This window comes from Pseudomonas sp. A-RE-22, assembly GCF_019956035.1.
Classification (GTDB): domain Bacteria; phylum Pseudomonadota; class Gammaproteobacteria; order Pseudomonadales; family Pseudomonadaceae; genus Aquipseudomonas; species Aquipseudomonas brassicacearum.
Genome location: NZ_JAHBCZ010000043.1, coordinates 1 through 24,705 on the forward strand (window position 1 = coordinate 1; position 24,705 = coordinate 24,705).

The following is a 24,705-nucleotide window of genomic DNA, read 5'->3' on the forward strand; positions in this document are numbered from 1 at the left end:
ACGCCTTCGGAGCAAGCCCGCCGATCAACACGGCTTTTTCTTCGAGCGGAACTCCCGCTCCTCATGCCTGCGATTCACCCCTCAAGGACGGTAGATACTGGCCTGGATGGCGCCAGGGTATTGCTTGTACCCGCCCGTGTTGCACAGCGGTGTCGACAGTTGGTAGTCGCCCACCGTCGTGGCGTTGGCGGTGCGCACATTACCAGCCGCGAACCCAGAGTAATCCTGAAAGGCATCGAACGAGGCGATTGGCTCGTCGAAGTAGTTGCCACGGGAAGGGTCGAAGATCGAGAGAGTGATCGCTACGCCACCAGGATATGCAGCTTCGGCCTCGATCAACACCGTCTCGTAGGGATACAGGGTTTGTGGGGACGGCCCGGCGGAGGTGGGGGACGGATTGAACACCGTGGCCACCAGCGTGTTCGGGCTCAGGTTGGTAAGCGCGATTACCAGGTAATTGGCGGCGTTGCCGCTGTAGGTGTAGGGCCGCGTCAAGGCGAACGCCCAACCGTTACTGCTGTTAAAGAAGTCGTCCTTCGAGCCGCCATTGTCCCAGACCTGGGTGAGCGCGATTTCTTCCGGATAGATTGACCAGTCCGTCGAATCGGCGATCCAGTATTTGAAGTAGGTCCCGTCGATCGCGGGTGTGATGTACTGCGCATAGGCGGGCACACCGTCGATGGGGTTGTTATTGACGTCCAGGTATTGGTAGATCTGGTATTTGGCCGGCAGCAGCATCTGCATTACTGACAGCACGTAACCCTGCTTGGCGGCTTTCACCATATTTCCAGTTTCACCGGAGTTCCAGAACAATCCGTCGGGCGCTGTCGAGGCGATCAGCGTATAGGTGATTTTCAGCTTGGCCCAGTCTGTCAGGATGGCGGTTTCCATGGTGTCGAACGTGTCCAGCAACCCTTCGAAGGTAGTGCTCAATTGTCCCCACAGGTCGGCATAGGCCACCTGGAACAGGCTGGGAGAAACATTCGAGCTCTGGGCCGCGACCGCCACATTGATGCCGCTCTGGAGAACGTTGGCCGCGACGGCGAAATAATTGATGTCGCCTTCCATCGTTTCAGCCGAGAGCACGGTGTAGATGACGCCCGAGAGCACCGCCAGGATGATGCCGCCGATATTGGTCGAGTCACCGTCCTCGAAGCCGGCATCCAGGCCCAGTTCGGAGAGCAGCGCTCCTTGGTCCACGAATAACAGGGTGTGGAAACTGGTGTAGCAGGCGAACAGGCTGTTGACGGCGCTCGCTGCGCTGAGCTCCAACTTCAACTGCTCCACTACGGGTTGCCAGACTTGCGGTGGGAACGCGCTGTAGTCCAGGCCGAGCATGTCTTGCCGGTAATTGTCCAGGGTGCTGGCGCCGTTGGTGTACTGCTCGCGCAGGATCAAATGGCGCTGATTGTTCATGGCCGCCAGTTTGTTGTTGATCCAGTCATAGACAGCCTGTTGGTCAGGCGTAAAGGCCGGGAAGGCCGGGTCGGACGCCGGCAAGGCCATGATGCTGTCCAGGGGCGTGGTCGGCATGAAGTACCATTGGCTCGAGGTGTCGGTGTCTTGCATCTGTACCGAGCCCCCCGTGATATCGACACTCAGATACTGATTCGAAGCGCTGTTCTGGATGGCCGTGGGGCCGAGCCCCGTTCCCCAGAGCCAGGTCTGCTCGACCGGGACGGGTATACTCTGTGTGGTGTTGATTGGCGTACTGCTGCCGGCATCCTGACCCAACACCAACCCGTCGAGCAGGCCACTGAGCAGCCGTCCATCGGCGGTGACTTGCCAGATCTGGTTGGGCGAACCGGCCACGAAGGGGCTCAACGTCACGCCGTCGGAACTGGCGGTGAGTACAAAGGGCACGCCTTTCTCGGGAGCGACGAGACGGCTTTGCACATTGACCCAGCGAGTCGGCGGCCAAACCTGATAGTGATTGCTGCTCGAGGCCCAGCAGGCTTGGTTGAGGGTGTTGTACAGCACGAGGTTGCCGTCGGTCTGGACGAGCAGTTCCTGAGGGTCGATGCCATTGGTGTAGGGCGACCATGCCACGTTGCCGTCGCTGGTACCCAGGACCAGATTGCCATCGGTCTGGACATCGAAGTAGGCACCGTTGTTGGTGCCAGTGGCCCAGATCGCGCTACCGGTGAACGAGCTGTTGGCCGCCACGGGACCTGTGACGACCTGGTACAGCACCAGGTTGCCGTCAGGCTGCAGCAGCAACACATAGCCGTTGCCGTCCGCTGCCGCCCACTGGCCGGGCAGCATCCGCGTGTTGGGTGGAATGTTGCCGTTGTCAGCCTGGACCGGATCGCCGAGCGGGACCGTGAGGAAGGTGCTGGGGTTGGTGGATGTTGCCAGCGCTATATCGCTCAGGTTATTCATGTTGATCTCCTTTTCACGACATTGGGTGGACGCCTTGCGGTTGTTTTCGGACGTGAGAGCGCGCGGTGCATGGGCACGGTTGCGCTCCCACTCCCACGAATCCGGCGCGCCTGTGCCTGCTACGCCGATGCAATTGATCGGGAAGTCTTTTCAAGTGTTGGGTCGCGAACAGGTCCCGGAGCGAATCAACCGCTCCCGGACTTGAGGTAGCCGAGGGAATACTCAGCCAGGAGGGTGCCGTTCAATGTCGCCAGTGGCTGGCAGCACTGCACGAATGGCGGGGGCGGGGGCTGGTCTCTTCGTATATCCGTAGTCTGCGAGACTGTGCATGAGAATCTCCCTATCCATGCGGAAGAAGGCGCTTGAGCGTTGTGCCTTGCAGGACGCGCATGGAGTGTAGCCCGGCGCTCATATCTTGCCCGAGGTCGCCATTGCGGGGTGGCGGCCGGTGCCGTGCAACGAGAGAGTCTCAACTTGAATCTTGTACTTGATAAGTACGTTGCTGTTGCGACCAAAGTACTGGTTTGTATAAGCCTTAAGTGGGTATTTGTATAAAGGTTGGTCGTGTTAATTTGCTGTTGTGGTTAATGGTTAGAAGGGAATCTGCAGCATTATTCAAGGGTGACCCCTGTGGTGACTGGAAAAGCAGGTTTTCACATTCTTTCCACCTATCGCCCTTATTGTCCCGGACATAAGGCCTTCGGTTTTTGGTTTGATGACCTCTTCTGCGCTGCGGGCGGACAGGGGTTGCGCCCCCCACCTGCCATATTGAAATTCTTATAAAGAGCTGTATCGCCAAGTTCTTCCAAGGTGTTTGTCTTGGGGGTGGCGTAGCAGCCGTGATCGATTGTCATGCCGTGTCGTGCACACGTTAGATGCTGCCGTCTTTTGACGTTGGCCATAAATAGAATCAGGCGGGGAATGATATGAAGTTCAAGTCATTGCAGGCACGCATTTGTGTCACGGCAGGCGTATGCCTGTTTGTTTCATCCATCAGCCTGATTGCCTACGGGCTCTTCAGCGCCCGGGCCAATGAGCAATATGTCTCGACCGAGGTCAGCGCACTGGTTGAGAAATCAACCATCCGGGAAATTCAGAACCTGGCCGAATCCCGGGCCAACGCCATCCAGGCCAAGTTGCAGAATGCGCTGGATGCGGCCCGCACCATGGCCAATGCCTTTGCCGCCAGCAAGGCCTCGCAAAGCCCCCTGGCATTGGGGCGTGAACAGATCAACAGCGTACTGCTCAGCGTCCTCAAGGATAACCCGGACTTCAACGGCACCTATTCCTGCTGGGAACCGAATGCGTTGGACGGGCAGGATCCGGCGTTCCGCAATGCAGAGGATGGTAATAACCCACTGACCGGACGCTTCACGCCTTACTGGACGCGCAGCGCCGATGGCCATGTCGCGGTGCAGCCATTGGTCGAGTATGACTCCCCGGACCGTCATCCCAACGGTGTGCCCAAGGGCGGTTGGTACAGCGGCCCGCGCGACACCCTGAAGGAAAGCGTGCTGGACCCCATTCCTTATGTGGTCCAGGGGAAAAACGTCTGGCTGACCACCTTGTCGGTGCCCATTGTGTCCAACGGCAAGTTCTACGGTGTGGTCGGGGCTGACTTCGATATCGCGTTTATCCAGAAACTCAGCGAGCAGATGTCTGCTGATCTCTACGGCGGCAAAGGCACGGTTTCGATCCTGAGTAACCAGGGCTTGGTGGTCGCGGACAGCCAGCGGACCGACCTGATTGGCCAGCCGATCAAGGCCTTGTTGCCTGACTCCTGGGAAAAAGTGCTCCGCGATATCCAGGCCGGTCGGGGTGATGGCCTGCTCAATGCGCAAACACAGAACATTGAAGTGCTGATGCCCATTGCGCTCGGTCGCACGGGCAAGCCCTGGGCGGTGTTGATTCGCCTGCCCAAGGCTGTGGTCATGAGCCAGGCCATCGCCCTGGAGCAGGAGCTGCAGGCACGCAGCCTCAACAACAGCATCTGGCAAGTGTCGGTAGGGTTGGTCATTTCGTTGTTGGCCCTGGCTGCCCTGTGGTATGCCGCGGCAAAAATCGTTGGGCCGATTCGCGAAGCCGCCGCCTTGGCCGCCACCATCAGCCTGGGAGATTTCTCTCGTCGCCTGGTGCAGAAATCCGAAGACGAAGTCGGGCAGTTGTCTGCGGCCCTCAACGACATGTCTGAAAGCCTGCAACGGCAGGTGCGGGTGGCTGAGCGTATTTCCGAAGGTGACCTGGACCTGGAGGTCCGCTTGTCTTCGCCCCATGACACCCTTGGCAAGTCATTGGAGAAGATGGTCAGCAACCTGAACCAGCTGATTTCCGAGGTTCAGATCAGCGCCACCCAGATCACCGGCAGCTCGGCGCAGGTTACCGACTTGAGTCAGTCACTCTCCGACGGGGCCTCCAATTCCGCCTCGTCCATCACCGAAATCAGCGCGGTGATGACGCAGATGGCCGCCCAGACCCGGGACAACGCCGCCAACGCCAAGAAAGCCGATGAGCAATCCCAGGCCTCGCGGGCCGATGCCGGTGAAAGCGACAAATTGATGAGCGAACTGATTGCCGCCATGGCCGAAATCGACAACTCGGGCAAGGACATCACTGCGATCATCACCACCATCGACAACATTGCCGCACAAACCAACCTGCTGGCCCTGAACGCGGCGATCGAAGCTGCCCGGGCCGGTGAGCTTGGGCGCGGTTTTGCCGTGGTGGCCGATGAAGTACGCAGCCTGGCCGCCCGCAGTGCCGAGGCCGCCCAGCAGACCGCCGCGCTGATCGCCGATTCCTCGAGCAAGACTCAACGCGGCATGATCATCGCCGGCCGGACCGCCGAATCGCTGAAGAACATCGTCAGCGGAACCGGCGCGGTGTCGAGCCTGGTTTCGCTGATCTATCAGGCCTCCAGCGAGCAGGCTTCAGGTTTGCAGCAGGCCAGTATCGGGCTTGAGCAGATCGACGAAGTGACGCAGAAAAACCAGTCGAACTCGCAAGAGTGCGCGGTGGCGGCCAAGGATCTTTCAGAGCGAGCCTCGCTGATGCAGCGGGTGTTGGGACGCTTCAAAGTCAAAAGAGGCTAATGGGCGTCCGTGGCGAGGGAGCAAGTTCCCTTGCCACGGCGGTCACAAACCTCGAATGAACAGCATTACGGCATAGCAGGCTTTTTGTTATCCTCGCCGCCTTCTTTCATGGATGAATACCGGGACAAGCTATGGCTAACGACACCCCGTCACGCATCGGGACGATACTGCTGGGCCTGCTTTTTGCGCTGATCGGCATTGGCTTGCTGGGCATTGCCGTCAATCTCACCCTCGACCGTCGCGACTTCCTCGCCCGGGCACAGACCGCCGATGGCATCGTTAGTCGGCTGAACGCCGGTGGTTCTCACCCCGAAATCGCGTTCACCACTGGCAAAGGTGAAAAAATTTCCTACCCCCAGGGTGGCTTCATCTTCGGCTATGAGCCGGGGCAGCCGGTGCGAGTTTATTATTTGCCCGAGCAGCCGGCCGCCAACCCCCTCGTCGTGGATCGAGGTGCACTGTGGGGGACACCAGTGATGTTGGGTGCCATGGGGCTGTTCTTCACCCTGGTCGGGTTGCTGAAAACCATCCGACCAGCGCGGTCGCGGTGCGGTTCATTCACTTAAAGGACTTTGAACGTATGAGCTATAACATCCCACTCCCGGTTAATGAGAGTCGCTGGCAGTACCAGACCGCTAGCGGTGGTGGCCTGACCGTGGTCATGGTGGCTGGCAGTGGCGGTTCGATTATCCTGCGTTCGCCCCAGGGCGAGGACGTCAGTTACCGCTATGGCGGCGTCGGCGTAGGTGTCGGTGTTGGCGCGCGATTGCCGCGCTTTGGCAAGATCAATATTCAGATCAAGGGCAAGGGTGTATCGGCTGCGGGTGCGGCGGAGTCTTTTTACAGCGTTGGCAGAGTGTTTGTCAGTGACGCCCTGGTCGATCGCGACCTGACCAGTGACGACATCACCGGCCCTTGCATGTATACCGAAGTGGGCGTGGGCCTGGGGATCGGCGGTTCGGCCACAGCGCTGCTGTTCGGGCTCGATCCCAAGTTGCTGGCGTTGTCGGTGGTCCTGAGTTCCAACCCGGCAACCTCGCTCATTGCTTCGACCACAGTCAACCGGCAACTGGCGCGTTCGGCCAAGGGCGCGGTGGTCATGGCCGGGATGAACGCTGGCTTGCAGGCTGGTGGTGGGGCGGCGATCTACATGGGCTACCTGTTCTAGTCAGATTGTGCGAACAGACAACAATCCCGGCATCTAAAACCTGTGGGAATGAGATTGTTCCCGCAGGGCGTTGCGCCCATAAAAATTGGCATGTGCCGAAAGCATAATGAAAATATTAGTCATCGCTTCGCTAGGGTTTTTATCGCTCATTCAAACATCACTATCCTTTGCGGATAGTGCCAATGGGAAAAATCTCTATTTACAGAGATGTGCCATGTGTCACGGCGCAGATATCAAGGGGACAGGGCCGTTGGCTCATAAAAGCAATCCTCCTACGCCTGACCTTACAACTGCCGCTTTCAAGAAACGACTCGGTGATTATCCGGGTGTGATTGTGTCGTCGATAATACTGCGACCCAATGGGGATTTGATTCCGAGGACCTTGCGAGAGAATGGTGTGAAGCTATCGCCGTATCCTTGGAGTGTTAAGGATTTTCGCGATTTGAATCAGTATATGGGTGGTGTGATTTCGAAGGGCCGATGATTTTTTGGGTTGCTGTTGATCTCTTGAGTGCGATAGAAACGGTTTGGGGTGGTGTGTATATCCGTTTCTGCGGTAAGGACTACTGGCGGTTCCGCTCTTACAGCGGGTCACTTTTGACTGGGCCGGCTTCCGGGCTTCTCAAAAGTGAGCCGCCGTCAGGGCGGAATCCTAAGCATCCGTTACCTAAATAACGGATATACACACCATCACCCGCAACACCAGCGACAACTTAGACGTTAAAGCGGAAGTGCATCACATCACCGTCCTTGACGATGTATTCCTTGCCTTCCAGACGCCATTTACCGGCTTCCTTGGCACCGGCTTCACCCTTGTACTGGATGAAATCGTCATAGGCGATGACTTCGGCGCGGATGAAGCCTTTTTCGAAGTCGGTATGGATCACGGCCGCGGCTTGTGGCGCGGTAGCCCCGACGCGAACGGTCCAGGCGCGGACTTCTTTTACGCCAGCGGTGAAGTACGTCTGCAGGTTGAGCATTTCATAACCCGCGCGGATCACGCGATTCAGGCCAGGCTCTTCCAGGCCCAGGGCCTCCAGAAACATGTCTTTCTCTTCGCCGTCTTCAAGCTCGGCGATTTCCGCTTCGATCTTGTTGCAGACCGGTACCACGATCGCGCCTTCTTCTTCGGCGATAGCTTTTACCACGTCCAGCAGCGGGTTGTTTTCGAAGCCGTCTTCGGCAACGTTGGCAATGTACATGACCGGCTTGGTGGTCAGCAGGTGGAAGCCACGAACGATCTGCTTCTCATCGGCACCCATGTTCTTGATCAGGCTGCGTGCCGGCTTGCCCAAGGTGAAGTGGGCGATCAACTGCTCGAGCAGGGCTTTCTGGGCGACGGCGTCTTTGTCGCCACCCTTGGCATTGCGAGCGACTTTCTGCAGTTGCTTCTCGCAGCTGTCGAGGTCGGCGAAGATCAGTTCCAGGTCGATGATTTCGATATCGCGTTTCGGGTCGACGCTGTTGGAGACGTGAATCACGTTCTCGTCTTCGAAGCAGCGGACCACGTGGGCGATGGCATCGGTTTCGCGGATGTTGGCCAGGAACTTGTTGCCCAGGCCTTCACCTTTCGAAGCCCCAGCCACCAGGCCGGCGATGTCCACGAACTCCATGGTGGTCGGCAGCACGCGCTCCGGGATCACGATGGCCGCCAGGGCTTCTAGGCGTGGATCGGGCATCGGAACGATGCCGGTGTTCGGCTCGATGGTGCAGAAGGGGAAGTTCTCAGCCGCGATACCGGATTTGGTCAGGGCGTTGAACAGGGTGGACTTGCCGACGTTAGGCAGGCCGACGATGCCGCAATTGAATCCCATGGTGTTTCCCCTCGGATAAGTGTCAGGCCTTCTGGCTGTGCAGGTTTTTCATCGCGCGGTTCCATTCACCGGCGAGGATATCCGGCAGCACGCCGAGGGCAAAGTCGATGCTGGCATCGAGTTTTTCCTGTTCGGCGCGAGGCGCACGACCCAGGACAAAGTTTGAAACCATACTGGCAACGCCCGGGTGGCCGATGCCGAGCCGCAGGCGGTGAAAGGTATTCTGATTACCCAGTTGCGCGATGATGTCGCGCAACCCGTTGTGACCGCCATGGCCGCCGCCTTGCTTGAGCTTGGCAACGCCCGGAGGCAGGTCGAGTTCGTCGTGGGCCACCAGGATTTCTTCAGGCTTGATGCGAAAGAAACCGGCCAATGCCGCCACGGCCTGGCCGCTGCGGTTCATGTAGGTGGTGGGAATCAACAGACGAACATCCTGACCCTGGTGCGAGAAGCGACCGGTCAGGCCGAAATACTTGCGATCGGCTGCCAGGCTGACGCCTTGTGCCTGCGCGATGCGCTCAACAAAAAGGGCCCCTGCGTTATGCCGGGTCTGTTCGTATTCAGCGCCTGGATTTCCCAGGCCAACGATCAGTTTAATGGCAGTCACGATAGGGGCCCTTCCTGGAGTGTGGATAACGATGTCGCAATCAGGCGGTGTTGCGACAGTGGACGATAATGGCGGATTTACCGTTAAGTAAACTTCGCGTTCTCGCCCGCTGTCTCGCTACGTTCCAGTCCGCGATGTTTCCGGTCACTCCGGCGACAGAGTGAAATTACTCTGCAGCGCCTTCTTCAGTGGCTTCTGGAGCAACACGTGGGGCGTGGACGTTGGCAACTGCCTTGTCATCGCCGTGTGCCAGAGCAACAAACTCAACGCCTTTAGGAGCCTTGAGGTCGGACAGGTGAATGATCGTGCCGACTTCGGCGTCAGCCAGGTCGACTTCGATGAATTCAGGCAGGTCTTTCGGCAGGCAGGTCACTTCGATTTCCGAAACAACGTGCGAAATTTCGCCGCCTTTCTTGATCGGAGCAGCTTCGCCAACGAAGTGTACAGGCACGATAGCGGTCAGTTTCTGGCCAGCTACTACGCGTACGAAGTCGGCGTGCATCACGTGGCCTTTGGCCGGGTGACGCTGCAGGGCCTTGATCACGACGTTCTGCTTGGTGCCGCCAATGTTCAGCTCGATGATGTGGCTGTAGGCCGCTTCGTTTTCGAGCAGTTTGGCAACTTCTTTGGCCAGCATGCTGATGGACTCAGGGGCTTTCTCGCCACCGTAGACTACAGCTGGAACCAGGCTTGCGAGACGACGCAGGCGGCGGCTCGCACCTTTCCCCAGGTCGGAACGCACTTCAGCATTCAGAGTAAATTCGTTCATGTTGTATCTCCAAAGTAACCACATTCACCCCAGCGCTTGCGACCAGCGCTTAAGGCGATATGGGCAAAAAAGCCCCGCCCCGACAGGTAATGCCGGGGCGGGGCGCTTTTCGTCAACGAGATGTCCTGGAAAGGGCAGGGCCCTTAGCGGAACATCGCACTGATCGATTCTTCGTTGCTGATGCGGCGAACCGCTTCGGCAACAACCGGTGCGATATCCAGTTGGCGGATACGCACACAGGCTTGTGCTGCAGCGGACAGCGGGATGGTATTGGTGACCACCAGCTCGTCCAGCACGGAATTTTCAATGTTCTCGATCGCTCGACCCGACAGCACAGGGTGTGTGCAGTAGGCAAAGACCTTGGCAGCGCCATGCTCTTTCAGGGCCTTGGCCGCGTGGCACAGGGTGCCGGCGGTATCGACCATGTCATCGACCAGAATACAGGTACGCCCTTCGACGTCGCCGATGATATGCATCACTTCGGAGTGATTGGCTTTCTCACGGCGTTTGTCGATGATACCCAGATCCACGCCCAGGGATTTGGCAACCGCCCGTGCACGCACGACGCCGCCAATGTCCGGGGACACGATCATAAGGTTTTCGAAGCGCTGATCTTCAATATCATCCACCAGGACCGGGGAGCCGTAGATGTTATCCACGGGAATATCGAAGAAACCCTGAATCTGGTCAGCATGCAGATCAACCGTGAGAACACGGTCGATGCCGACTACGGTCAGCATATCAGCCACGACTTTCGCGCTGATTGCCACACGCGCGGAACGCGGACGGCGATCCTGACGGGCATAACCAAAGTAAGGAATAACAGCAGTGATACGAGTAGCCGAGGAGCGACGGAAGGCATCAGCCATCACGACGAGTTCCATCAGGTTATCGTTGGTCGGAGCGCAAGTCGGCTGAATAATGAAGACGTCTTTACCGCGAACGTTTTCATTGATCTCCGCAGTGATTTCACCGTCGGAAAACTTACCGACAGAAATGTCACCGAGAGGGATATGCAGCTGACGTACGACACGCCGAGCCAGATCGGGGTTGGCGTTCCCCGTAAAGACCATCATCTTGGACACGCGCAGTACCTGAAGGCTGAGGGTATACCTGGATGAGTATAGGAAAATGGCAGGGGCGGCTGGATTCGAACCAACGCATGGCAGGATCAAAACCTGCTGCCTTACCGCTTGGCGACGCCCCTGTATCTGTTGCTGCGAGTGCCCAGCACTCGATTCCTTTAGAGCAGGTCTTGCAGCTTGCGATGCAACATCGAAACGTTGCTTCCTTTTGCTACAAACCCTGTAAGGGTCTCTGTCAGAAGGGCCGAGACTTTATCAGCTTCAGCTTTGCTTGGGAAGCCCCCAAACACACAACTTCCAGTTCCGGTGAGTTTTGCTTCGGTAAATTTACCTAACAAATTCAAAGCGTTACGAACATCTGGATAACGCCTTGCTACCACCGGTAAGCAGTCATTTCGACTGTTTCCCTTGGGAACGGGGCGCACTTTAATGGGAGGAGAGTTACGTGTCAACAGTGGATCTGAAAAAATTTCTGCTGTACTTACAGAGACTTGCGGCACCAGCACCAAGTACCAGGGTTCTTCGGGGTCCACCGGGGTGAGTTTTTCCCCTACGCCCTCGGCGAAAGCGGCGTGGCCACGCACGAAAACCGGCACGTCGGCGCCCAGTGTCAGGCCCAGGGCGGCCAGGCGATCCGCGTCCCAGCCCAGTTGCCACAAGTGGTTGAGACCCAGCAGCGTGGTGGCCGCATTCGAGCTGCCGCCACCGATGCCGCCACCCATGGGCAGGATCTTTTCGATCCAGATATCGATGCCCAGCGCACAACCGGATTGTGCCTGGAGTTTTTTCGCGGCCTTGACGATCAGGTTGCTGTCGTGGGGAACGCCTTCGAATTCGGTGTGCAGGCGAATCACGCCGTCGTCGCGTACGGCAAAGGTGATTTCGTCGCCGTAGTCCAGGAACTGAAAAATCGTCTGCAGCTCGTGGTAGCCGTCCGGGCGACGACCGAGGATGTGCAGCATCAGGTTGAGCTTGGCCGGGGAGGGCAGGGTCAGGCGTGCGGCGCTCATGTCATTGCCCCAGTTTGCGCGGCTGCCATTGCTTGATCACCAGCGTGACGTCGAGGTTGCTGCCATGCAGTTTGATGCGTTCGGGCAGCCAGTAGCCGTTCTGCTGGGCATAGCTGAGGTATTCGATCTGCCAGTCATCCTGTTCCAGGTTGGACAGGCGGCTGTCGGCGTCGAGGGTCAGGCGGCTTTTACTGTCTGGTGCCGGCAGCCCGCGAACCCACCAGGTCAGGTGGGAAACCGGCAGCTTCCAGCCCAGTTGTTCTTCCAGCAGCGCTTCGGGCGTGGGCGCCTCGTAGCGTCCCTGATTGGCAACTTCCAGCGATACCTGGCCCGGTCGGCCGGTCAGGCGGGCCGCACCGCGCCCCAATGGGCCTGACAGGCGAATATCGTAGTAGTCCTGGCGTTGCAGCCAGAACAGCGTGCCACTGCCCGAGTCTTTCGGGGCGCGGATACCGATCTTGCCGTCGATCTGCCAGCCGTCGAGGCCGCTCAGTTGTTGCTTGTGCTCGCGCCATTGGGCCTGGTTGCCCTGGCCCTGGACGGATTCACGGGCGCCGAAGCCCGCGCAACCGGCGAGCAGGGCAATGAAGCTGAAAACGATGAGATGGCGCAAAAACATAATCTTAAAGAGTCTCGGATCCGGTCAGGCGTTTGATGGTGCTGCGCAAGATAGGGCTGTCAGGCTGATCCTTGAGGAATCGGCTCCAGATCTGCCGGGCTTCGCGTTGTTTGCCGTTGGCCCACAGGACCTCGCCCAGGTGAGCGGCGACTTCCTGGTCGGGAAAGCGCTCCAGGGCCTGGCGTAACAGGCGTTCGGCTTCATCGAGATTGCCCAGGCGGAAATTCACCCAGCCAAGGCTGTCGAGCACCGCCGGGTCTTCCGGATTGATCTGGTGGGCCTGTTCGATCAGCAGCTTGGCTTCGTCGTAACGGGTGGTGCGATCCGACAACGTATAGCCCAGGGCGTTGAGGGCCATGGCGTTGTCCGGGTCACGCTGGATGATCAGGCGCAGGTCTTTTTCCATCTGGGCCAGGTCATTGCGTTTCTCCGCCAGCATGGCGCGGGTGTAAAGCAGGTTCAGGTCATCCGGGTACTGCTTCAAGGCTTGTTGCAGCACGTTCCAGGCCTTGTCGCCCTGATTGTTGGCCGCCAGGGTTTCGGCTTCGATCAGGTACAGCTGGATGCCGTAGTCCGGTTGGGAGTCGCGTTGTACGGCGAGGCGGCTCTGGGCATCGGCGGTCTTGCCATTGCCGATCAGGATATCGGCCTGGCGCAACTGCGCCGGCAGATAGTCGTTGCCCGGGCCGACCTGGGCGTACTCGATCAGTGCGCTCTCGGGGTCATTGCGCTCCTCGGCGATGCGACCCAGGTTCAGATGGGCCGAGTCGACGTGGCTTTCCCGGGCGATCAGGTCTTCCAGGTAACCCTTGGCCTCTTCCCAGGCCTTGGCTTCCAGGCAGACCAGCGCCAGGGAATAACGCAACTCGTCGTCTTCCGGGTATTGCTGGACCAGGCTGGAGAACTCCACCTTGGCGTCGTCCATGCGGTTGTTTTCCACCAGCATGCGGGCGTAGGTGAGGCGCAGGCGTTTGTCGTCCGGGTACTTCTTGATGCTTTTTTCCAGCAGCGGCAGCGCTTCGTCGCCGCGGTTCAAGCCTTGCAGCAGGCGTGCGCGCAGCAGGATTGGCGCTACTTCGCCAGCTTCCGGTGGGTTGTCTTCCAGAAGGGTGAGGGCGCCCTGGGTGTCACCATCCTGTTGCAGCAGCAGGGCCTTGCCGAAAATCAGCTGGCCGTTGTTCGGGTGGCGCTGCAACAGGCGATCGAAGCTTTTCATCAGGCCGTTGCGGGTTTCCTGGTCGGTATCGGCGGCGGACAGGGCCAGGAAGTCGAAATGGGTGTCGCCCTTGCCCTGCAGGACCTTCTCCATATACATCATGGAGTCGTCGTAGCGCCCGGCCCGGGCCAGTTGCACGGCGGCGGCGCGCTGCGCTTCGAGGTCGTCCGGGGCGTTCTTGGCCCAGATCAGCGCGGTATCCAGCGCGGGCTGGTCGGCGCCCAGGTATTCGGCAATGCGAAATGCCCGCTCGGAAATTCCCGGGTCCTGGGTATTGATGGCCTGCGTCACGTAGTTGTCCAGCGCAATGTCAAAGCGATTGCGCTGGCCTGCCAGTTCGGCGCTCAACAGGCTGAAGATGGTTTCTTCGCTGAACGAGCCGTAGACCTTGGGTTTTTCAGGTACCTGCACGCTGTCTTCGACCGGCGGCGTACCGTCCGTCGAAACGGGGGCCATGGACTGGCAGCCGCTGAGCAAGGCAAGAGCGAGGAGCAACGCGGAAGATCTATTCATATAGGAAGAGGACGACTAACCTGCGGTCAGATCATCATGACACAAGCCTTCGGTCAAACATAACCGCCCCGTCGATTTACAACCCCGGGCAGGGCGATAGAGATCGAGTGGTTGTTCTGAATCTGACGAAGTAGGACAATTGCCGGCTTCACGTCACTATCAGCGACCTTGAATGGCCTTCCTTGCACTCGGTATTAACCACAAGACTGCGTCAGTAGACGTCCGCGAGCGCGTGGCCTTTACGCCTGAGCAGCTGGTTGAGGCCTTGCAGCAGCTCTGCCGACTCACCGACAGCCGCGAAGCTGCGATCCTCTCCACCTGCAATCGCAGCGAGCTTTATATAGAACAGGATCACGTTTCGGCCGATTCAGTCCTGCGCTGGCTGGCCGACTATCACAAGCTGAGCCTTGAAGAACTGCGCGCCAGTGCCTATGTGCATGAAGATGATGCGGCCGTTCGTCACATGATGCGTGTCGCCTCGGGGCTCGACTCGCTGGTGTTGGGCGAACCGCAGATTCTCGGCCAGATGAAGTCGGCCTACGCCGTGGCCCGCGAGGCCGGCACCGTCGGCCCGCTGCTGGGTCGCCTGTTCCAGGCGACGTTCAACGCCGCCAAGCAGGTGCGTACCGACACCGCTATCGGCGAGAACCCGGTGTCAGTGGCGTTTGCCGCTGTCAGCCTGGCGAAACAGATTTTCAGTGATTTGCAACGCAGCCAGGCACTGCTGATCGGCGCTGGGGAGACCATCACCCTGGTCGCCCGCCATCTCCATGACCTGGGGGTCAAGCGCATAGTCGTCGCCAACCGGACCCTGGAGCGGGCCAGTACCCTGGCCGAGCAGTTCGGTGCCCATGCGGTGTTGCTGTCGGACATTCCCGCGGAACTGGTACACAGCGACATCGTCATCAGTTCCACCGCCAGCCAGTTGCCGATCCTTGGCAAGGGCGCCGTGGAAAGTGCCCTGAAGCTGCGCAAGCACAAGCCGATTTTCATGGTGGACATTGCTGTTCCCCGGGACATCGAGCCAGAAGTCGGCGAGCTGGATGACGTGTATCTCTACAGCGTCGACGATCTGCATGAGGTGGTCGCCGAGAATCTCAAGAGCCGGCAGGGCGCGGCCCAGGCGGCCGAAGAGATGATTAGCGTCGGTGCCGACGACTTCATGGTGCGCCTGCGCGAGCTGGCGGCGGTGGATGTGCTCAAGGCCTATCGTCAGCAGAGCGAACGCCTGCGCGACGAGGAACTGCAAAAAGCCCAGCGCCTGCTGGCCAACGGCGGCAATGCCGAAGAGGTGCTGGTACAACTGGCCCGCGGCCTGACCAACAAATTGCTCCACGCCCCCAGTGTCCAGCTCAAGAAGTTGACCGCCGAAGGCCGCCTCGATGCGCTGGCCATGGCCCAGGAACTCTTCGCCCTCGGTGAGGGCTCACCGGATAGCTTTTCGGATAAAAAACCGCAATGAAAGCGTCACTGCTCAACAAACTGGACATCCTCCAGGACCGTTTCGAAGAACTGACCGCCTTGCTGGGCGATGGCGAAGTCATTTCCGACCAGAACAAATTCCGCACCTATTCCAAGGAATACGCGGAAGTCGAGCCGATTGTCGCCACCTATAAACAGTTGCTCAAAGTGCAGGGTGACCTTGAAGGTGCCCAGGCACTGCTCAAGGACAGCGACCCGGATATGCGCGAAATGGCCGTGGAGGAAGTCCGCGAAGCCAAGGATCAACTGGTTGAACTGGAAAGCAGTCTGCAACGCATGCTGTTGCCCAAGGACCCGAATGACGGGCGCAATGTGTTCCTTGAGATCCGTGCCGGTACCGGCGGCGATGAGGCGGCGATTTTTTCCGGCGACCTGTTTCGCATGTATTCGCGCTACGCCGAACGTCGCGGTTGGCGGGTGGAGATCCTCTCGGAGAACGAAGGCGAACACGGTGGCTATAAAGAAGTCATCGCCCGGGTCGAAGGCGACAACGTCTACGGCAAGCTGAAATTCGAATCCGGCGCCCATCGCGTGCAACGCGTGCCGGCCACCGAGTCCCAAGGGCGGATCCACACCTCGGCTTGCACCGTGGCGGTATTGCCCGAGCCGGACGAGCAGGAAGCCATCGAGATCAACCCGGCAGATCTGCGGGTCGACACTTATCGTTCCTCCGGCGCGGGCGGCCAGCACGTCAACAAGACCGACTCGGCGATCCGCATCACGCACTTGCCCTCGGGCATCGTGGTCGAGTGCCAGGAAGAACGTTCCCAGCACAAGAACCGCGCGCGGGCCATGGCCTGGTTGTCGGCCAAGCTCAACGACCAGCAGACCAGCGCCGCCGCCAATGCCATCGCCAGCGAACGCAAATTGCTGGTGGGCTCGGGCGATCGTTCCGAGCGGATCCGTACCTACAACTTCGCCCAGGGCCGGGTCACCGACCATCGCGTCAACCTGACCCTGTATTCCCTGGACGAGATCCTTGCCGGTGGTGTCGATGCGGTGATCGAGCCGTTACTGGCCGAATACCAGGCCGACCAGTTGGCTGCGATTGGCGAGTAAGCACAGGTGAAAAAATGACCATCATCGCCAGTCTGTTACGCGCGGCCGAGTTGCCGGATTCGCCCACGGCACGGCTGGACGCCGAGTTGTTGCTGGCCGCAGCCTTGGGCAAGTCCCGCAGCTTCCTGCACACCTGGCCCGAGCGGATCGTGCCCAGCGAGGCGGCGTTGCTGTTCTCCGAATACCTGCGGCGGCGGCGCTCTGGCGAGCCGGTGGCGTACATACTCGGACAACAGGGCTTCTGGAAACTCGATCTGGAAGTCGCGCCCCATACCCTGATCCCGCGTCCTGACACCGAGCTTTTGGTGGAAACCGCGCTGGCCTTGCTGCCGGCTACACCGGCCCGGGTCCTGGATCTGGGCACCGGCAGCGGCGCGATTGCCCTGGCACTGGCCAGCGAGCGCCCGGCCTGGAAAGTTACGGCGGTCGACCGGGTGCTGGAGGCTGTGGCCCTGGCCGAGCGCAATCGCCAGCGCCTGGACCTGCACAACGTCACGGTGTTGAGCAGCCACTGGTTCAGTGCGCTGGAAGACACGCGTTTCGAGTTGATTATCAGCAACCCGCCGTACATTGCGGCCAGCGATCCGCACCTGATCGAGGGCGACGTGCGCTTCGAGCCGGCCAGTGCCCTGGTTGCCGGGCCGGACGGGCTCGATGATTTGCGCCAGATCGTTGCCCAGGCACCGGCTCACCTCGAGCCGGGCGGCTGGCTGATGCTCGAGCACGGTTACGATCAGGCCGAAGCGGTGCGCGATTTGCTGCGCGCCCAAGGCTTTGTCGAAGTCCATAGTCGCAAGGACCTGGGTGGTCATGAGCGCATCAGCCTGGGGTGCTTGCCGTGCTGAACGATCAGGAGTTGTTGCGCTACAGCCGGCAGATTCTGTTGCAGCACGTCGACATCGACGGCCAATTGCGTCTCAAGCAAAGCCGCGTGCTGATCATCGGCCTTGGCGGCCTCGGCGCCCCGGTGGCGTTGTACCTGGCCGCCGCTGGCGTGGGTGAGATGCACTTGGCGGATTTCGACACCGTTGACCTGACCAACTTGCAACGCCAGATCATCCATGACACCGACAGCGTTGGCCTGAGCAAGGTTGATTCGGCGATGCGACGCCTTGGGGCGATCAACCCCGAGGTTCGACTGGTGCCTCTCCGGGCGGCCATGGACGAAGACAGTCTGGCCGCGGCAGTCGCGGCAGTGGATGTGGTACTCGATTGCTCCGACAATTTTTCGACCCGCGAAGCGGTGAACGCGGCCTGTGTCGCAGCGGGTAAACCGCTGGTCAGCGGCGCGGCGATTCGCCTGGAAGGGCAGTTGTCGGTGTTCGACCCACGCCGCCCCGAAAGCCCTTGCTACCACTGCCTTTATGGCCACGGCAGCGAAGCCGAGCTGACCTGCAGCGAGGCCGGTGTGATCGGACCGCTGGTAGGATTGGTGGGCAGCCTCCAAGCCCTTGAAGCCTTGAAGTTGCTGGCCGGTTTCGGTGAGCCGCTGGTGGGGCGCTTGCTGTTGATCGACGCCCTGGGCACGCGTTTCCGTGAACTGCGGGTCAAGCGTGACCCGGGTTGCAGCGTCTGCGGTGGCCAGCATGAGTGAAGCGCCGATTGGTGTGCTTGACTCGGGTGTCGGCGGGTTGTCGGTGCTGGGGGAAATTCGCCAGCTGCTGCCCAATGAATCGCTGTTGTATGTCGCCGACTGTGGGCATATTCCTTACGGCGAGAAGACCCCGGAATACATCCGACAACGCTGCTCGATCATTGCCGACTTTCTCCTGGGCCAGGGCGCCAAGGCGCTGGTTGTAGCCTGCAACACCGCAACGGTTGCTGCCGTTGCCGATCTACGCCGTGATTTTCCCCATTGGCCCATCGTCGGGATGGAGCCGGCGGTCAAGCCGGCGGCTGCCGCGACCCGTAGCGGTATCGTCGGCGTGCTCGCCACCACCGGCACCTTGCAGAGCGCCAAGTTCGCCGCTTTGCTCGACCGTTTCGCCACCGATGTGCGAGTCATCACGCAACCGTGTCCGGGCCTGGTTGAACTGATCGAAACGGGTGATTTGCACAGTCCGGCCTTGTATCAGTTGCTGCAACATTACGTCGACCCCTTGCTGGCAGCCGGCTGCGATACGCTGATCCTGGGGTGCACGCACTATCCCTTCCTCAAGCCATTGCTCGCGCGGATGATTCCGGAGCACATCAGCCTGATCGACACCGGTGCCGCCGTGGCCCGGCAACTTCAGCGCCTTTTGGCTGAGCGAGAGCTGTTGGCTGAGGGGCCAGCCGGCGAAACGTATTTCTGGACGAGTGCAGACCCGATACATTTAAGAAAAATCCTACCAACGCTATGGCATTCGTCCGGCGTTGTGCGAAGCTTCGATCTGTAAAAAGAATGTGAAAACCGTGTGAAACGGGCTGAACTTCTGTTTGGATGCGGATTTCTATAGCTTTGTCTGTTTGTAACAAAACTAACTAAGTCTGTTCGAAAAGGATGTTTCTAATGAAGCGCTTATTCTGCTTTTCCGCGCTTGCGGCCGCATTGTTGGGGCACACTTACACTGCACAAGCAGCGGGTGTGGAATTTGGGGTTGGCCAGACCAGCGATTCGACCATGACCTATCGCCTGGGCATGCAGTTCGACTGGGACAAGAGTTGGCTGCAAAGTGATGTCGGTCGCCTGACTGGCTACTGGAGCGGCGCCTACACCTATTGGGAAGGGGACGAGACATCCAGCAATCACAGCCTGTCGTTTTCGCCTGTGTTTGTGTATGAGTTTTCCGGCCAGAACGTGAAGCCTTACATCGAGGCGGGTGTCGGTGTGGCGTTGTTCGCCAATACCGAAGTGGAAGACAACAAGCTCGGTACGGCTTTCCAATTTGAAGATCGTATCGGCTTCGGCCTGCGCTTCAACGGTGGGCATGAAGTGGGCATTCGCGCCACTCATTACTCCAACGCCGGTATCAAGTCGACTAACGACGGTGTAGAAAGCTACTCGCTGCACTACACGATGCCGCTGTAACAAAACAGTTTGAGAACAGTGGGAGCGAGCTTGCTCGCGATAGCGATAGACCAGCCAAGATAAAGTTGTCTGACTCACCGCTATCGCGAGCAAGCTCGCTCCCACAATAGATCAGACCACGCCTTTATCGATACGCCGTCGCAATCCCTTGGCGTTCTTCCAGGCACTCCGGTGCGCCCATCTCGAACTCCCGGCAGATCAGCGGACGCTTTTCGTAGATGGTGCACATCATGCTGTCGCGATCGAGGGCCGCGCACCAACCGTCATCCAGCCGCAGCATCACCTCTCCACCCCAATCGTCCGTGTCGATAAAACGCTCCGGAACCCCAGTGTCGGTGATCAACATCACTTCCAACTGGCAGCAGCACGCCGCGCACGTCGAACACGTGACGGCCGGTGCCGGGATTTCATGGACGGGGATGGTTTTCATGGTCCGCAGTGTAAGGCAATCGGCGGCTCAGGGTTGTCCCTTGATCGGATAGCCGTTTTTCGCCTGGGATGAGCCGATATCGGTTGGCAGGGTTTCGGTCGACGAAGGCAAAGGCCAGAGTGCGGTCATGGAGGCAATGGGAAGCGCAACTTCTCGCGGGCGCTCGACCAACTGATTCAGCACATGCCGCGCTGTTTCGTCCGCCGACCAGTGAATCGGGGTTTGGAAGCAATCGTCGGGCCCCAGCAATGGGCCGTCGTAGCCAGGGTGTACCAACGTCACATCGACACCCGCGCACGCCAAGTCTGCCCGAGCCGATTCGAACAGATGACGCATCCCGCTGCCACCCGTTTCTATTTGCGAAGGCGGCAGGTAAGTCGCCGGGCTGGCAATGCCCACCAGATGAGGTTCGGTCCCGGCGCGCAACAAGGGCATGGCCACTTCGAGGCAGAAACTGGCAGCCAGCAGATTGCTGCGCACGATATGCTCGATCAATGTGTGATCAGCCGGCTGCCCGTCAACGTACTCAGCCGTCCCGGCATTGACGATCACCTGATCCAGGGCGCCCCATTGCCGGGCGATCTGTTCGCCGATCTCGCGCACGGCCTGGCTGTCGGTCAAATTGCCGGGCACGCTTAGCACTTGTCCTGGATAACGTACCGAAAGGGTTTCGCATGATCGGGTCGAGCGCGAACTGACGGCCAGGTATGCACCTGTCTCCAGTATCGCCTCAGCCAACGAAGCGCCGATTCCGTTGCCAGCCCCGGTGAGCCAATAGCGCCGTGGCAGTCTTAGACCCATTCCCTACTCCTTTCGATTGGACAGCGCACTGATACGTAGCTTTTCAGTAGAGTCCGTACGACTAGTAAGACTATATGTTATCGGATAAACAATGCATCCCGCTGGCTGGCAATTTCTTGTTCGCTAATCGCCCATCCCCTCGACGGTCGCGTCCTGTCGTGCTGGCAGGTTTCTGAACGCTGCCAGCGCACGCGCCCTGGATTGCTTCAAGTCGACAATCGGTGCCGGATAATCCGCGGCGCCAAACAAGCCGCCCTGGGTATTTGGGCTATGGACCTGTTGCTTGTCCAGATCGTTCAGTTCAGGTAGCCAGCGTTTGATGAACAGGCCCTCGCGGTCGAATTTTTCCGACTGGCTCAACGGGTTGAAGATACGGAACCAGGGCGCGGAATCGGTGCCGGTGGAGGCGCTCCACTGCCAGCCGCCATTGTTGGCGGCCAGGTCGCCGTCGATCAGGTGCTGCATGAAAAAGCGCTCGCCTTCGCGCCAATCGATCAACAGGTTCTTGGTCAGGAACATGGCTACGACCATCCGCAAGCGGTTGTGCATCCAACCGGTCTCCAGCAATTGACGCATGGCTGCATCGATAATCGGCAGGCCGGTGCGTGCTTGCTTCCAGGCTTCCAATTCTGCGGGGGCCTTGCGCCATGCCAGCGCCTCGGTTTCCGGGCGAAACGCACGATGGCGCGACACGCGTGGATAGCCCACGAGAATGTGTTTATAAAACTCGCGCCAGAGCAATTCATTGATCCAGGTCACAGCACCGGCACTTCCGCTCTCGAATTCACCTTGGTTGGCTTGCAGCGCGGCGTGCAGGCACTGACGTGGCGACACCACGCCGGCCACCAGATAGGCCGAGAGCTGGCTGGTGCCGGGTCTGGCGGGATAATCCCGTTCGCCTTGGTAATCGTCGATGTGCTGGTCGACAAAGGTGTCCAGGCGCCGACGGGCTTCGGTTTCCCCGGCGGGCCAGAGGGCGCGTAGCGCTTCGCTGGGCGGGGCGAACCCATCGACTTGCGTCGGCACCGGGTCGCGGGCAATGCCGGTGAGGGCCTGCCGGGCCGGCGTGGCGACCAGGCTCGGCAATGAAAAGTGCAGACGGCTGTAGCAGACCTTGCGGAACTGACTGAACACTTGGAAGTAATTGCCGGTCTTGGTCAGTACGCTACCGGGCTTGAACAGCAATTGATCGAGGTGGCTGTGAAATTCAACGCCCTGGTCATTCAACACGCGGGCGACTTCTGCGTCGCGTCGCGTTTCATTCAGGCCGTACTCTTCGTTGACATGCACGGCGCCGACGTTCAGTTCGCGACACAGCTTGAGTAGTACCTGCGGGGCCTGGTGCCAATGCGCAGCGGCGCGGATCAGCAGTGGGATGTTCAATTCGGCCAGGGTCGCACTCAACGCGTCGAGGTTGCGCAGCCAGAAATCGATCTTGCACGGTGCGTCGTCATGGGCCCGCCATTGTTCGGGGCTGGTCAGGTACACCGCCACGCAGGGGCCTTGGGCTGCCGCAGCCGCGAGGGCGGTGTTGTCGTGCAGGCGCAAGTCGCTGCGCAGCCAGATCAGTTGCATCCTGTCTTCCATTTAAAGGAGTTCTCGGCGACTCAGTTCGCGGTGAGCCGATAACGGGTCTTCGGCCCAGGACACGTCAATCATCGACACGCCTGTGGATAACCTGGCGTGGTGGATCGACGCGGCCGGGCCGGCAATGACGATCGGGCAATCGATTCCACCCAGCAGCCTGGGCAGTTGGGACAGGTTGAGGGCGTGACTGGAATACAGCAGGACGCCGCGGGCCTTGAGGCGCTCGACCGCCAGGGCCAGTTCGCCGGCCGGTAGCGGGCTGTCGAACACTTCCACCGGGCAGTCGGCGCTGCTGGCCAGCCAGGCGGTGAGCCACAGGTGCGGCTCCTGGGGCGAGTCCGAATGATTGACCAGTAACAGTGGCGCGCCGCGCAACTGACGGTTGTTGTGGTAGATCCGGCTGCCGAACTTGCTGCGCAGCCACGAGTTGAGGAAGACCCGTTCCAGCTGCGCACCGAACTGGCCTTGCCAGCGCTGGTGCAGCTCGGCCAGCAACGGCAAGAGCAACTGCTCGCACACGGTCCAGGGCGGGTACAGCGCCATCGCCTGGTTGACCAGGTCATCGATCTGGCGCTCGGCCAGTTGCGTCACCGCCAGCACCAGGGCGTGGCGCTGACGCTGCCAGTCATTCTCCGGCACCTGTGTGGGTTCGGTCGGTGGCTGCGGTGTGTCCAGCAAAGGCTTGATCTTGCTCACCGCAACGCCACGGTCGATCCAGGTGAGAATGCTCAGGATCCGTTGCACATGGTCGGCATTGAACAGCCGGTGCCCCTTGGGCGTGCGGTGTGGCACGATCAGGCCGTAACGGCGTTCCCAGGCTCGCAGCGTGACGGCGTTGACACCGGTTTGCCGGGCGACCTCGCGTATAGGCAGCCAGCCTTGCGCCAAAGCCTTGGCAAAGTCGGCCCCCAGATCTTCGCTGGCGCTGGAGTCGGGTTCGTTGCTCATCAAATAGCGTTTCGCAAGCTGAGGTTTTCCGGGTGCGGTTGCAGGTAGACCTGCTGCGCCAGGTAAGGATCGGGATGCTGGCGCAAGTGATGTTTGAGCAGCGTCAGTGGCACCACCAAGGGCACGATGCCGAGGCGGTATTGCCCGATCAGATGCTGTACTTCCTGCTTGTCCTCGGCGTCGATGGCACGCTTGAGGTAACCGCTCAGGTGTTGCAGCACATTGGTGTGGGTGCGGCGGGTGGCGCATTTCTTCAAGGCGGCCATCAATGCGCTGAAATAGCGTGGGCCCAACTCATTGGGGTCGGCCTTGCCCATGTTGCCCAGCAAATTGCCCAGGGCCTTGTATTGCACCGGATTGTGGGCCATCAGCAGGTATTTGTAGCGCGAGTGGAATTCGATCAGGTTGCGACGGGTCAGTCCGTCGCGACGCAAAGATTGCCAGGCGGCATAGGCGAACACCCGGGTCAGGAAATTCTCGCGCAGCACCGGGTCGTTGAGGCGACCGTCTTCCTCCACCGGCAGGTCGGGGTGGCGTTCGCAGAAGGCCTGGGCATAGATGCCGCGCCCGCCGCCATCCTGGGTCACGCCGTTGTGGTCGTAGACCTTGACCCGCTCCAGTCCGCAGGACGGCGATTTCTGCATGAAGATGTAGCCGCAGATGTCATCCAGTTCCCCGGCCATTTGCTGCCCGTAGTCGGCCAGTGGCCGGGTCACGTTGAGGTCGCGATTCACGGTGCCGAGCGCCTCGGGATGTTCGGGGTCGCCCACCAGGCGAATCGGCTCCCGGGGAATACCCAGGCCGATGGCGACTTCGGGGCACACCGGCACGAAATCGAAATAGTCGACGAGGGTGCGGCTGCACAACTGCGATTGCTTGTGCCCGCCATTAAAGCGAACTTCAGCACCCATCAGGCAGGCGCTGATGGCGATTCTGGGTTTGGCGATGGCTGTGCTGGGCATAGGCGGCCTCTGATTGCTAAATCTTGTACAGTTTTGTGTTTCTGTACAATATTTTCATCATAGGTCCGAACGGGCACAAGTCAACCGGATTGTGTGGCGAGGCGACCTCAATCTGTGTCGCAGGCAGGCTGCTGTCTCTTTCGACAGCAGCGGA

The 24,705-nt window shown here is 59.7% G+C and carries 23 protein-coding genes, 1 tRNA gene and 1 pseudogene; 11 read left to right on the top strand and 14 right to left on the bottom strand.

Going from position 1 to position 24,705, the window contains the following annotated elements; translation table 11 throughout:
* Window positions 1-81: 81 nt before the first annotated feature.
* Window positions 82-2,382 (bottom strand): hypothetical protein, encoded by a 2,301-nt coding sequence (locus KGA89_RS20290; protein ID WP_223472392.1) that lies wholly within the window; start codon window positions 2,380-2,382, stop codon window positions 82-84.
* Window positions 2,383-3,548: 1,166 nt separating this feature from the next.
* On the opposite strand from KGA89_RS20290, the pseudogene KGA89_RS30865 reads away from it, so the two are divergent.
* The 5 genes and pseudogenes from KGA89_RS30865 to KGA89_RS20310 form a co-directional block, all read left to right on the top strand.
* Window positions 3,549-4,571 (top strand): annotated as a pseudogene (locus KGA89_RS30865) (HAMP domain-containing protein); the annotation flags it as partial.
* A gap of 111 nt (window positions 4,572-4,682) precedes the next feature.
* Entirely contained in the window at window positions 4,683-5,471 is a 789-nt protein-coding gene (locus KGA89_RS30870; RefSeq protein ID WP_371103541.1) for a methyl-accepting chemotaxis protein, read from the top strand.
* Between the two features lie 131 nt (window positions 5,472-5,602).
* Window positions 5,603-6,037 carry a DUF3592 domain-containing protein gene (locus KGA89_RS20300; protein WP_003205539.1) on the top strand — a complete coding sequence of 145 codons (435 nt, stop codon included), beginning with the start codon at window positions 5,603-5,605 and terminating at the stop codon, window positions 6,035-6,037.
* Between the two features lie 14 nt (window positions 6,038-6,051).
* A complete protein-coding gene (locus tag KGA89_RS20305; protein WP_003205538.1) occupies window positions 6,052-6,639 on the top strand; it encodes a hypothetical protein in 588 nt (195 codons plus the stop codon).
* A 106-nt stretch (window positions 6,640-6,745) separates the two neighbouring features.
* Complete coding sequence (locus KGA89_RS20310) at window positions 6,746-7,123, top strand: c-type cytochrome (protein ID WP_080587856.1); 378 nt, start codon at window positions 6,746-6,748, stop codon at window positions 7,121-7,123.
* Between the two features lie 229 nt (window positions 7,124-7,352).
* Here KGA89_RS20310 and ychF read toward each other — a convergent pair whose 3' ends face one another.
* The 8 genes from ychF to KGA89_RS20350 all read right to left on the bottom strand — a co-directional run bounded on the left by ychF (window position 7,353) and on the right by KGA89_RS20350 (window position 14,272).
* Entirely contained in the window at window positions 7,353-8,453 is a 1,101-nt protein-coding gene (gene ychF / locus KGA89_RS20315; RefSeq protein ID WP_003205534.1) for a redox-regulated ATPase YchF, read from the bottom strand.
* A 22-nt stretch (window positions 8,454-8,475) separates the two neighbouring features.
* Window positions 8,476-9,060 carry an aminoacyl-tRNA hydrolase gene (pth, locus tag KGA89_RS20320; RefSeq protein ID WP_003205533.1) on the bottom strand — a complete coding sequence of 195 codons (585 nt, stop codon included), beginning with the start codon at window positions 9,058-9,060 and terminating at the stop codon, window positions 8,476-8,478.
* Window positions 9,061-9,226: 166 nt separating this feature from the next.
* Window positions 9,227-9,829, bottom strand: coding sequence for a 50S ribosomal protein L25/general stress protein Ctc (locus tag KGA89_RS20325; RefSeq protein WP_003205531.1), 603 nt, complete (start codon window positions 9,827-9,829; stop codon window positions 9,227-9,229).
* Between the two features lie 143 nt (window positions 9,830-9,972).
* A complete protein-coding gene (locus KGA89_RS20330) occupies window positions 9,973-10,914 on the bottom strand; it encodes a ribose-phosphate pyrophosphokinase (RefSeq protein ID WP_003205529.1) in 942 nt (313 codons plus the stop codon).
* Between the two features lie 47 nt (window positions 10,915-10,961).
* Window positions 10,962-11,036, bottom strand: a tRNA-Gln gene (locus tag KGA89_RS20335).
* Window positions 11,037-11,072: 36 nt separating this feature from the next.
* Window positions 11,073-11,924 (bottom strand): 4-(cytidine 5'-diphospho)-2-C-methyl-D-erythritol kinase, encoded by an 852-nt coding sequence (gene ispE / locus KGA89_RS20340; protein ID WP_223472394.1) that lies wholly within the window; start codon window positions 11,922-11,924, stop codon window positions 11,073-11,075.
* A gap of 1 nt (window position 11,925) precedes the next feature.
* Window positions 11,926-12,543 (bottom strand): lipoprotein insertase outer membrane protein LolB, encoded by a 618-nt coding sequence (gene lolB, locus KGA89_RS20345; protein ID WP_003205525.1) that lies wholly within the window; start codon window positions 12,541-12,543, stop codon window positions 11,926-11,928.
* Between the two features lie 4 nt (window positions 12,544-12,547).
* Entirely contained in the window at window positions 12,548-14,272 is a 1,725-nt protein-coding gene (locus KGA89_RS20350) for a tetratricopeptide repeat protein (protein WP_223472395.1), read from the bottom strand.
* 172 nt (window positions 14,273-14,444) lie between these two features.
* Here KGA89_RS20350 and hemA point away from each other — a divergent pair, with 172 nt between their 5' ends.
* From hemA to KGA89_RS20380, 6 genes are all read left to right on the top strand, one after another.
* Window positions 14,445-15,734, top strand: coding sequence for a glutamyl-tRNA reductase (hemA, locus tag KGA89_RS20355; protein ID WP_003205522.1), 1,290 nt, complete (start codon window positions 14,445-14,447; stop codon window positions 15,732-15,734).
* Entirely contained in the window at window positions 15,731-16,813 is a 1,083-nt protein-coding gene (prfA, locus tag KGA89_RS20360) for a peptide chain release factor 1 (protein ID WP_003205519.1), read from the top strand. Before hemA ends, prfA begins: the two co-directional genes overlap by 4 nt.
* Window positions 16,814-16,827: 14 nt before the next feature.
* Complete coding sequence (gene prmC / locus KGA89_RS20365) at window positions 16,828-17,658, top strand: peptide chain release factor N(5)-glutamine methyltransferase (RefSeq protein WP_223472396.1); 831 nt, start codon at window positions 16,828-16,830, stop codon at window positions 17,656-17,658.
* The gene (locus tag KGA89_RS20370; protein ID WP_223472397.1) at window positions 17,652-18,407 is read left to right on the top strand and encodes a molybdopterin-synthase adenylyltransferase MoeB; all 756 of its coding nucleotides are present in this window, start codon (window positions 17,652-17,654) and stop codon (window positions 18,405-18,407) included. The genes prmC and KGA89_RS20370 overlap by 7 nt, the downstream gene beginning before the upstream one ends.
* Entirely contained in the window at window positions 18,400-19,191 is a 792-nt protein-coding gene (gene murI, locus KGA89_RS20375; RefSeq protein ID WP_003205515.1) for a glutamate racemase, read from the top strand. The genes KGA89_RS20370 and murI overlap by 8 nt, the downstream gene beginning before the upstream one ends.
* A gap of 113 nt (window positions 19,192-19,304) precedes the next feature.
* The gene (locus KGA89_RS20380) at window positions 19,305-19,823 is read left to right on the top strand and encodes an acyloxyacyl hydrolase (RefSeq protein ID WP_003205514.1); all 519 of its coding nucleotides are present in this window, start codon (window positions 19,305-19,307) and stop codon (window positions 19,821-19,823) included.
* A gap of 124 nt (window positions 19,824-19,947) precedes the next feature.
* Here KGA89_RS20380 and KGA89_RS20385 read toward each other — a convergent pair whose 3' ends face one another.
* The 5 genes from KGA89_RS20385 to KGA89_RS20405 all read right to left on the bottom strand — a co-directional run bounded on the left by KGA89_RS20385 (window position 19,948) and on the right by KGA89_RS20405 (window position 24,551).
* Window positions 19,948-20,253, bottom strand: coding sequence for a YkgJ family cysteine cluster protein (locus tag KGA89_RS20385; RefSeq protein WP_003205513.1), 306 nt, complete (start codon window positions 20,251-20,253; stop codon window positions 19,948-19,950).
* 27 nt (window positions 20,254-20,280) lie between these two features.
* Window positions 20,281-21,054: an SDR family NAD(P)-dependent oxidoreductase gene (locus tag KGA89_RS20390; protein WP_223472398.1), complete on the bottom strand. Its 774-nt coding sequence runs from the start codon at window positions 21,052-21,054 to the stop codon at window positions 20,281-20,283.
* 123 nt (window positions 21,055-21,177) lie between these two features.
* Window positions 21,178-22,629, bottom strand: a complete 1,452-nt coding sequence (gene phrB, locus KGA89_RS20395) for a deoxyribodipyrimidine photo-lyase (RefSeq protein WP_223472399.1) — start codon at window positions 22,627-22,629, stop codon at window positions 21,178-21,180.
* Between the two features lie 12 nt (window positions 22,630-22,641).
* Window positions 22,642-23,589, bottom strand: a complete 948-nt coding sequence (locus tag KGA89_RS20400; protein ID WP_223472400.1) for a MerR family transcriptional regulator — start codon at window positions 23,587-23,589, stop codon at window positions 22,642-22,644.
* Window positions 23,589-24,551, bottom strand: a complete 963-nt coding sequence (locus tag KGA89_RS20405) for a YbgA family protein (RefSeq protein ID WP_223472401.1) — start codon at window positions 24,549-24,551, stop codon at window positions 23,589-23,591. The genes KGA89_RS20400 and KGA89_RS20405 overlap by 1 nt, the downstream gene beginning before the upstream one ends.
* Window positions 24,552-24,705: the final 154 nt, after the last annotated feature.